The sequence below is a fragment of the Mycetohabitans sp. B3 genome, from assembly GCF_021498065.1.
Taxonomy (GTDB): domain Bacteria; phylum Pseudomonadota; class Gammaproteobacteria; order Burkholderiales; family Burkholderiaceae; genus Mycetohabitans.
In genome coordinates, this window is record NZ_JAHLKN010000202.1 from 1 (window position 1) to 9,668 (window position 9,668).

General features: G+C 52.5%; 8 protein-coding genes. All 8 read right to left on the reverse strand.

Going from position 1 to position 9,668, the window contains the following annotated elements; genetic code table 11:
- Positions 1 to 162: transposase (locus tag KQH55_RS16285; RefSeq protein WP_235091708.1), on the reverse strand; the 162-nt coding region annotated here is incomplete at its 3' end.
- Positions 163 to 394: 232 nt separating this feature from the next.
- Complete coding sequence (locus KQH55_RS16290) at positions 395 to 1,039, reverse strand: hypothetical protein (protein ID WP_235091701.1); 645 nt, start codon at positions 1,037 to 1,039, stop codon at positions 395 to 397.
- Between the two features lie 69 nt (positions 1,040 to 1,108).
- Positions 1,109 to 3,325, reverse strand: a complete 2,217-nt coding sequence (locus KQH55_RS16295; RefSeq protein WP_235091702.1) for an SAM-dependent methyltransferase — start codon at positions 3,323 to 3,325, stop codon at positions 1,109 to 1,111.
- 19 nt (positions 3,326 to 3,344) lie between these two features.
- The gene (locus KQH55_RS16300; RefSeq protein ID WP_235091703.1) at positions 3,345 to 5,207 is read right to left on the reverse strand and encodes a hypothetical protein; all 1,863 of its coding nucleotides are present in this window, start codon (positions 5,205 to 5,207) and stop codon (positions 3,345 to 3,347) included.
- A gap of 159 nt (positions 5,208 to 5,366) precedes the next feature.
- Positions 5,367 to 7,151 (reverse strand): hypothetical protein, encoded by a 1,785-nt coding sequence (locus tag KQH55_RS16305; RefSeq protein WP_235091704.1) that lies wholly within the window; start codon positions 7,149 to 7,151, stop codon positions 5,367 to 5,369.
- Positions 7,152 to 8,284: 1,133 nt separating this feature from the next.
- Positions 8,285 to 8,626 (reverse strand): hypothetical protein, encoded by a 342-nt coding sequence (locus KQH55_RS16310; RefSeq protein WP_235091705.1) that lies wholly within the window; start codon positions 8,624 to 8,626, stop codon positions 8,285 to 8,287.
- A 154-nt stretch (positions 8,627 to 8,780) separates the two neighbouring features.
- A complete protein-coding gene (locus tag KQH55_RS16315; protein ID WP_235091706.1) occupies positions 8,781 to 9,068 on the reverse strand; it encodes a hypothetical protein in 288 nt (95 codons plus the stop codon).
- 248 nt (positions 9,069 to 9,316) lie between these two features.
- Positions 9,317 to 9,667 carry a type II toxin-antitoxin system ChpB family toxin gene (locus tag KQH55_RS16320; RefSeq protein ID WP_235091707.1) on the reverse strand — a complete coding sequence of 117 codons (351 nt, stop codon included), beginning with the start codon at positions 9,665 to 9,667 and terminating at the stop codon, positions 9,317 to 9,319.
- Position 9,668: the final 1 nt, after the last annotated feature.

Consider the following 9,668-nt stretch of genomic DNA (forward strand, 5'->3'; position numbering starts at 1 on the left):
GTCTTCCCATGGAACGCCTGTATGCAGGACATACAGAATACCGTTCAATGCCGCCCGGTCGTCAACAGTGCGCCGACGCCCGCCTTTGGGTGAGGGCGTGAACGCTGGAATCAACGGCTCCAGCACCGCCCACAATTCATTGCTGATTTTGCGTCTTGCCATGACTTCAGGATACGAGCCTTACGGCCTGATGTCCAGGTTGCGTTAGCGGCTCTAAGTTGATCTGCTCGCGCAGCGGCTGGCGGAACAAATCTCCCTCTGGCACCGGCGTCTTCGGACCCATTCAACCCTCGTCGAAATTTGCAGGAAATTCACGCTAATATGCCCGCCTCTTGCAAATCCCACAATACCATTCCGGCCTCAGAGCCTTACTGCATCAGCGTTTCCGAATTGTTCAGAACGGACTACTGACCATCTGTGAAGGACGGTCAGCCAGGACATCTCGCCACGGGCTTTGCACACGGTCGGGGTGCCGGGGGTGAAAACGGAAATCACAACTAACCCGGGTTGTGTCGGTGTCGTTGAACCGGCTGCCATGGTACAAAAAGCCGCCATCCCAAAGCAAAGCCTGTCCGTAGCACAAATTGAGAGGAGAATACTTGCCACTGCCATAATCATTTTCAACGTACAGAGTACAACCGTCGTGAACGTTGGTGAACGGCAGATAGCAATTGATTTGTTCCTCGCGTCCCGTAATGTCGACATCGCGGTGAAAATCGCTGACGCAGCCAGTGCGCGCTAAATGGACCCGCATTTTGGGATGCGCCGAGTAACGTACAGAATTGGCATAAAAGGGGGCCAGCTGATTAGCAATCCAGCGGTGATAGAGAAGGTAGAAGGCAGAGTCGTCAGGCAGTTTTTGCATTAAGGTCCGTAATGACAGGTTATCCTGATAGGTTAATCGAGACCGCCCGCGCTGCCGTCGCCAGAAATCGTGGAGCCGGTCAATGCGGGAGACGTGAAACACATCGCGGGCTAAAATCCTTGCAAAGGGATACTGATCAGTGTCGTAATTGATGACGATAAAGCGGCGGTGCATAGTCGTGACTCTAAAAAGGGCTGACTCGCCTTCTCGGTTCTTATAGGAACTGAAACAGGGTTAGACGGATTATGCCAGCGAAGCTAAAATTTTGGCGACCGTTAGCGAGGTCAAATGGGCTTTTTCCCACTTGTGCCACAGCATCAGTCCGCCGGTGCTCAGCGCAGCGTTAGCAAGAGTGGCAAGATGCTTTGATGCCGCCCCTGGCAATGGTGGGCCATCATATGCGAGAGGGGGATCCTCATTCCCCGGCTGGCGCGCCCCGTAGCAGCGCAGTGGTATCGCTTCTTCCCGCGAACGACACTCCCCGTAGATTTCGATAGAACCGGCCACCGGATCCCGCAGAAACCGGATGTTTCCTGAGTAAAAATCACGGGTACCTTCCGACCATATTAAACTGTCGGAGGACAATTCAAATACAGGAATAGGTTTGCCAGCAATAATCAACCGGTCATCGGCTAGAACCATTGGAGTGGGAACGCGGGTAAAGCGGCCGTTGGAGCGGAGGATAAAGGATCCAAAGCGCAATGGCGGGGGCACCGATAGGCGGTTGGCCATAGCAATGGTTGCCGGATCGACAGCATCAACGGTCAGAATTTTGGCGCCGCTGGCGGTACTTTGACGAGGCCATAGTTTGCCGACCAGGCGTCGATCTCCTGACGACTGCAAGTCAAGTTTTAGGAAGCCGTTGAACGGAACTCCCGGTTGTTCGAACCACTGAACCATACCCCCTTTCAAAGTAAAGTGGCGAATTCGGCGATCATTGACATATAGAATACTGTGCAACGGGTTTCCGCGGTGTCCGATCAGAGTGACGACGGTACTGCCATCGACTGTAACATAAACCCCAGTCCACGGAGACAAGATGGTACGGTACAGATGATCGACCGTGGCATGATAACAAGACCAATCTGGCTGGTATCCGTGCTTTTCAGCCCATTGTACAGCGGTTTTCCGGGCCAAGGTCAGCGGTTTTCCACGGACTTGGCTAAGTAAATCAAAGCAAGCTTTTTTACTGACCATCAACGAGTGAATCATGTTCTCGTTGGCCTCCGATCGAACATAGGTTCCTTTGGCTGCGATCTGAATTGCGCCGGAATCGCGGGAGGCCAGCATTTGCCGCTCACGGTCTGATAGACTAACAAAACGCGGATCGTTCAGGGCCTGCTCAGGTGCATGACGGTATAGGCTCTGCAAACTAGTATCGAAGCGCAGTTCAATCAGGAAGTTACTAGCCTGTGTGTTGCCCTGCCAGCGGTAGGACTTTGGAATGGAAAATTGCCTGAACGCGTCGAAGGCTAACATTTCACGTGGACCATACAAGCCGATCTCGCGCAAGGGCGACTTTGGAGTCGTGAGGCTTTGCCCATCCTTTAGCAGCCCGAGGTCGACTGCGGTTTGGCGGTCTGTCGGCACTACGTCGCGTGGGGGCAGATAAAAGGTGGAAATACCGTTGATTGTGGACTGAACTTCGGGATCGTGAAGGTCCTTTAGGGCATGAATCGCAATCAAGGGCTCGATTGTCGGATACCTTGATGCGACGTAGTGGGTGATTTGGTATTCGGGCCCGTATGACTCAATCAACCAATTTACAAAATAGGAAAATCCGCTATTGAGGTAGCCGTGGCGGCGGTATCCCAATTCGCCGATCAGCCCAACCTGCCACAGAACCACGTGCAGCGAGGTATCAATCCGCCGGCGCCGAGTTAAGCAATCGGTAGCTTCATGAGTTTGCAAGCCGGGATGACAAGGATCAACCCCCAGATCGGCGCACAAGGTATCAAGGGCGCATACTCCGGCCTTCATCTTTGCCCGATGACCTTCACGTCGGGCAATCATTACCGCCCGGTGGGTGGACAGTACGAAGATGCCGGGGTGGCCGTAAAACACCACCACCACGTCCAACCCTTGCCGGACCCAGTACAATTGGGCCTCGGTCATCTGCATATAAGTGACATAGCGGACCTTGTCCTCGCCATAAAGAACATAAAGGTCAAGGCTATCAGGTCGTATCCGCTTGAGCCAGACTACAGTTGCCGGATCGGCAACGCAAAACAGTACCTTATCAGCGGCCTGTATTATCTTTTCATCACCAATGGAAAAGCCGATGGTTTCAATTCCAGATCCTATAATAGTTAGGGTGCCGGGTTTGCTATTGGGCGGGATTTCACCGTCTGCGATTTCCCGCACGGTGGGCTTTAGACGAGCAATACCTGCCGCCAATTCCTCCCACGCCCGCTGATGATCTTCATAGGTCGGATAGTCTGAAGCCAGTGCCTGCTTCATGATTTTCTTCTCCTAAGGTTCACATGATTTTGGCGATAAACTTTAGGGCGACCCCAGCGCCGACTTTCAGTGGAAGCGGTTTGTTTTGATACGTGTACTGTCCTAGTTTGACGTAGGCTTGTGGCCATTGTCCCGGCTCGCTAAACTGAGTCATGGCCGCCAGTGCAGTATCGGCATCCTGCTGGCTCCACCGCCAGTTGGCAAGAGCCTGATCCTCAGCGTCGTTCTTTAAGGACAAGATGCCACTAACCACCATGTTCTGCTCATTGGCATCAGCGCCGTCCTCCACATAGTAAGAAAAGGTAGTCCAACGCTCTTCAATGCTGTTGGCTGGATTTTCCATGTAGTTCATCAACACACCGAGCGGAGATGCCGAGGACGGCTGTTCGTCAGCGTAGCTAATCGACGCCTTTTTGTACCAAAGTTCCAGCAATTTTTGGGCACCGATCATGCCGCCCATCACGGCAGCGTTTTTAAAAACAAACTTGAAAATTTTTCCTTTATTAGCCCATAGAGATGAGCCGACCCGCTTAGCCAGGCCAACCAGAGCCGACTCGTCGATGTTGATATCGGTATCGATGTCAGTATCAACATCAATAACATTGTCGACCACATTATCGACGACGTTGTCGATATCGGTATCAATATCGACATCAATGTCAACGTCAACGTCAACTACCACCAAAGCGTCAATGTCAACGTCAATGTCGACATCAATGTCCACATCTGTGTCCACATCAGTATCGACGTCCGTGTCCACATCAGTATCGACGTCTGTATCCACATCGGTGTCGACATCGACGTTGATTAGATCGCCGTTTTCAGCGCCAGCGGCATCGAATTTATTGAAAATCCAGTCGACCAACGCGTTAGCGTCGCTCTTTACGGCGTTAAGTAAGGCCTGCCCGCCGCTTTGCAAGGCATTGTATAAGCCGGGCAACGCCTTAGCAAGATCAATCACTGTGTGGACGATCATCACCATATTGATGGCGGTGTAGGTGACGTTGGCCAGATTGTAGGCGGCCATCCACCAAGCCAATTGCGGCATCTGATAAGGTTGTACGATCAGATCTTCGCCATTGATCTTACCTTGTAAGAACGGTTCGTAGGTGTCGGGCTGGCCGTTGTGCAAATTCATGTCTTGCAGAACCAATGTAAGCTTGATTCCGGACGAGTCAGTGGCACCAGTCGACGTCAGCGCGCGGCGGCTGAACGTCAGTGGTACTGGCGTGCCACTGCCTCTTTGTTCGTTTAAAGGAGTATATTGGGCGCAACCATTGCTGCTGAATACGATTTGCCCGGTAGCGGTTTTCGGCAGGACGAGAGGAATAATTGGCTGCGGTGGTTGCGGTGAATAGCAGTAAAAGGTTTTTCCGCCTGTTCCGCCCCAAGCCCGAACATCGTTTTCGGCCCAAAAGGAAACGGCACTAAAAAGTTCATAACTGAAGCTAAGTTTATGCGAAGCAAACCAGGCATCAAGAAGAGGTTTTTGTTTGGTTAGGTCTGGCGTAGTCAAAATGATGTCGTTGATCGCCAGACTATCGGGGCTGTATGGGCTACCGGTATAGGATTGGTAAAAGGCGAAGGCCGCCTTGGCAATATCAACGGCATTGGCCGGGATTGTCACGGTTCCGCCACTGAGTGGCCCGGCCACGGCAGTTGCGACCGGTAGGCCGGTGTCAGGCAGGACAAAGGACAGCGATTCGATGGGCTCACCAAGAGTGTAGAGTGATGTCTGGTTAGCTGGGACTGAACCGACCTTAGTGTAGGATGGATATAGGGTATTGGGATCGGAGGTAGTGGCCCCTGCCGGCACGGTGAAGGTATAAATGTCAAGGGCTTGGGCGAGGAAATTGGTAATGGTGACGGTGACCTGAGTCATGACTTTTGTCCTGGCTAATTAATGTTAGTGTGTGAAACATTAGGCGTTTGATGTTTTATGTCTGTGAGAATCCAGATTAGGGGACCGGACTGGGAGAGCAAGGACGCAAGGTACCGCCATTGATCAGAAGCGGTCAATGGCGGCTGCTGGCCGAAAGTATCATTCATCGATCGGCTCGACAGCCGGATCGTCGTCGTCGACAATTTTTTCCTGCTCCTCCTGCGACTCTTCGATCTGCTTGTTGATTTCTTGCACGGCCGTCTGGTTGCTTTTGATCATTTCAGCGGATTGGGCACTTAGAGATTCTGAGACCGAGTCTACGAAACCGTCCATACCGCTGTGTAAATCTTTCATGGCCTGCACCTGTTCTTGCACCACGGTGTGTAAGGTTTCCGATGTTGCATTAGTTAACGCGTTTTGAATGTCCTGCAACTGGCCACTCAGGCCTTCGAGCTGTGTCAACTGATCCTGCGACATTTCTGACATGTATTGCGCCAGTTCTTGCATGGTAGTGTTCATGGCGTTGACGCCGTCTTCCAGGGAGGCTGCGTTGACCTCGTCGGCGATGTTGCCGGTTTGGACAGCCAAATCCTGCATAGCAGCTTCGGGACTGGACGGAGCGCTCATTTGGCCGTCGCTCATTCGCTGGGCTACGTCCTGATTCTGCGCTTGCAAAGCGTCTTGAATCGACTTCAGTTGCTGCTCAAACATTTCCTGCATGGTTGGCTGTTTGGCGGCACCCAGTCCGCGAGCCCACTTGTAGATGCCGTACAAAGTTGTTCCGACAAAGTGGAGCAGCATGACCGCCCCGCCCCAAGCCATCACGCTTTCAAAGATCTGGGCCACTCCTTTGGGGGCGAACAACACATTCCAGTAGTCAGAGTGCTGCTTGTCGTCGGATTTTTGCGGCTGGTCAAAGCCAAGCGCCATCATGCCGTTGACAGTACCGGTGAGTACTGGAATGATAGCGGTGTCGGACGGGGTTTGAGTGAACTGCGACTTAACCATAAACAGCCCCTTGACCGCCAGCGCTGGGTTGTCGGGACTAGCGGAATCGACAAACAATCCGTTCAGATACACTAAAGTTTTGCTCTGGCTGTTGTCTACCTCCACCGACGTAGTGTCAGATGGCTTGACCGCCGGGGCAAAAGTACAACTGTATCCGGCGTTGGGTAAGGTGACGTCTAATGTCGTTGGCTTAGTCAGGGTAATAGTGCCCATGAACTGCGTGGTGCTGCCGGTGGTCGCGTAAAGATAAAAAGTTTTGTCGCCGTAAGCAGCCCAGGCGAAGGGAAAAGCTTGATAATAACTTTGCATGGCGACGAAGCTTGCCAGCGTCACGTCTTTATAGGAGGTGGTACTTTTAAAAAACTTGTTAACGTTGTCGGCAATGCTGTCAGCCACGGCGTCAGAGGAGCCCGACGACCCATCCGCTGCTTTGCTTGCAGCAGTCTGGGAACCGGACATTGCAGTCTGAAAATCAGTGGTTAGCTTGGAATTTGGATAAGCATTGATGGTCTGAAAGAAAGTTGCGGCTTCCTTCATCGATTTCAGCGATTCAGCGGTTACCGTCTGTGGCGCATACTTCGACATAATTTGGATCACCCCCAGATTGGCCACTGGGGAGAGCCAATCAGCCGTACTGACCAAAAGGTTGTAAAGGGTGGCGTATTTTTTTTGATGGGTGGTGGGATCGATGTAATACTGGTCGAGAGTGAAGGTTTGGGTGGCATTATTGTTGATGGTCGTCGTGCCGTCTGTTGCCTTCAGTAGCTCTAAAGACTGATCGTAAACCATGACTCCGTTGGCTGGATCAGTCGGGTTATTGGTTGTAGGGGTTAAAATGCAAGCCGTAACGCCGCTGTTGTTGGTTACTTCGATTTGCTTGCTTTGGTCTTCATTGAGCGTGGGAGACGAAGTGCTAGAGGCAGTCAATTTGGTCATCATATATCTCCAGGCCTAAAATAGCCAGTTAAAAAGACAGAGAAGCCACAAAAACATCGTTTAAATCTTTTAAAAATTGCCTACATACTTCCCGGGCCACCTGATATAAATTTGCTACGCAATAAAAGATGCGACGATCAAGATTACACATGAAGCAATGGGCGTTAACTTATGCTCATGCCAATTAAAACGTCACCTCGACGAGGAAATCGCTTGAGTTAAAATCAACCCGCAATAAGTAAGTCAAGTTGAGTTGGCAAAATAAAATAGGTGAATTTGCGCCTCGCATAATTAAAGCGATTTGATTTAATTTAAATCGCCTCGTTATTGCTCAATTTAAAATCTCGCTTTCATAAAACGGAAAATTTCCGTTATTGTAAAATCGTCCATTTCAATCTTGTTTCCAGTTTGCATTACATAAGATAACCAAACCCAACTGTTACTCGTACAGCTTAGCCAACAAGGTAAATTCACTATAAAACTCTTTGGCAAGAATGCAAGAAAATTTTGTTTGTCTAAACCGACAAAATGCTAGCTATTGAGCCAGCCCCAGCGAGGTCGCCTTGAACGTTGGGACTAGAAAAGAGCAACGTGTCTCAATATTTTGATGGGCAGGAGGACACGATGACGGGGGTTAAGCTGCATGGCGAGGGAATTGCTCGTACCAGAGGGCGTCGGGGTCACAGCAAGCAATTTAAGGAGTAAGCGATCCGAGCGGCAATGCAGCCGCACCTGTTGCGATTATGGCGGTAGCGTTTCATTACAGGTTAAACGCCGACTTACTGCGCCGATAGTCACAGTTCGGCAGAACTCTGAGGGAGCTGCCAAAACGCTCAAATCGCAGCAAGAGGTCCCAGCAGCGTTCGCTGCGTTGTGGCTTGACACGCCGGCTGTCACGGCAAATTCGGCACTCATCGAGATTGAAGTGTGCCACGCAGCGTCGACGATCAGGATCAGTTAGCCAGTGTCGACCGCCAGCGATTGCGCGTTGTGACTGCAGCACTGGCTGCAATGATCCGCGTCGATGCCATTTGGCTGGCGACGGAGCCGCTCGATATGTGAGCTGGTGTCGATACCCTGCTGGTGAGGGCGGCCAAGTTATTCGGCACAGTACGCCCGCACACTCGATGTGCCTAAAGGTGCTCGTGTACGATGGGTTCGGTATCTGGCTGGCGGCGCAGATTGCCTACAAGGTTCTGGTTGAAACGCAAACCCTGTGCGCTCGTACGCCCTTGTGCGTTGAGAATGCCTGCAATGATTGCATCGGGATAGTACTGCGCCAGCCGTCGCACGAGGGCAAGCGTATCTTCGTCGGTGCAAATCGTAGCGGGTCGCGAACGAGGCAGCGCGACGTCACATTGGGTGAGCTTGCCGCCGCACCAGCGCAGCTTCAGATGTGCCCGATACTGTTCTCGATGAACAGTAATACAGACTTCCTCGAGCGTAAGCGTTGCGTCTTCCTTGCAATTACCCACATCTCAAAACGGATCACGGTGAGTATCAGGCAGGTCGCGCAATGCCGCAGCGTGTACCGCTGTCACCGGCAGTGCGCGAAAGCCCGCCTATTCCATGCGCGCTACTAGCTCGATCAGGGCGTCATTTGCTCAAGCATTGTCCTTGTCCTGTTTCCTACCGTTGGTCACTTACCGCCGTGCCCACCGCCTCCTGCAAATACAGCTCTTCGCCGTACTTTCGGCCGGCTAGGTCATCAGGTGTCGCAAATGGCGGCTCGATCGGACCGACAAAGAACTCACCCGGATACCAAAACCGCTGCATCGCGGGACCGTCATTGATAACCCGCTCGCCGTTTCGGGTTCCGATCAGTACCAAGCTGGGCAGCAGCTTGCCGCGCTTGTAGTACCAATAGGCACCGCCTTTCGACGGAATTCCTTCGATTCGTGGCGTGTCATCGTTCATAGCCACAATCGTGTTCCCTGTTTTCCATTACCACTGAGCCGCCTGGCGATGCGCCTTTTCACGCTCGCTATCGTACAACCGCTCGCCTGTCTTATGATGCTCGATCCAGACACGCCAGCCGTTCTTATTGATGACGCAAGCGCTTTGCAGACTGGCGCGCTTGCGGATGGTTCGCCTCGCCGACCAACCGCTTCGTGTTGCCCAGCGCGTACATCAGGTTTCAGACCTTGTTGCTTATCGCGTTTTCCTCACTCGATAATCGCCCGAAGCCGAGCCAGTGCGTCCTCAACCACTTCAACCGGCGCGCGTTCGACCTTACGCGCGCCGCGCGCCTCCAAGTCGAGCATATGCGCCATGTTGACGAGCGCAACGCCTTGCGTCTCGGTTCCAGAACCAGAAAGCGGTACGGCAAATCCAGCAAAGCAAGCAAATTCGCCGCCCTGGGTGATTGGGGCAACGAGCGCCACGCCCAAGGCGTTGAACGCCGTCGGAGAGAGAACGAGCGCCGGACGGAAATCGCCTTGCTGCTCTCGCCCGACAGTCGGATTCAGGCTCACGCGCACGATATCGCCCCGCTCGAACTTGACCTGCCTCACCACG

Bases quoted from the DNA above. Each gene is read 5' to 3' on its own strand.
- KQH55_RS16300 (WP_235091703.1), bottom strand. From the start codon at position 5,207: ATGACTCAGGTCACCGTCACCATTACCAATTTCCTCGCCCAAGCCCTT.
- KQH55_RS16295 (WP_235091702.1), bottom strand. From the start codon at position 3,325: ATGAAGCAGGCACTGGCTTCAGACTATCCGACCTATGAAGATCATCAG.
- KQH55_RS16315 (WP_235091706.1), bottom strand. From the start codon at position 9,068: ATGAACGATGACACGCCACGAATCGAAGGAATTCCGTCGAAAGGCGGT.
- KQH55_RS16290 (WP_235091701.1), bottom strand. From the start codon at position 1,039: ATGCACCGCCGCTTTATCGTCATCAATTACGACACTGATCAGTATCCC.
- KQH55_RS16305 (WP_235091704.1), bottom strand. From the start codon at position 7,151: ATGACCAAATTGACTGCCTCTAGCACTTCGTCTCCCACGCTCAATGAA.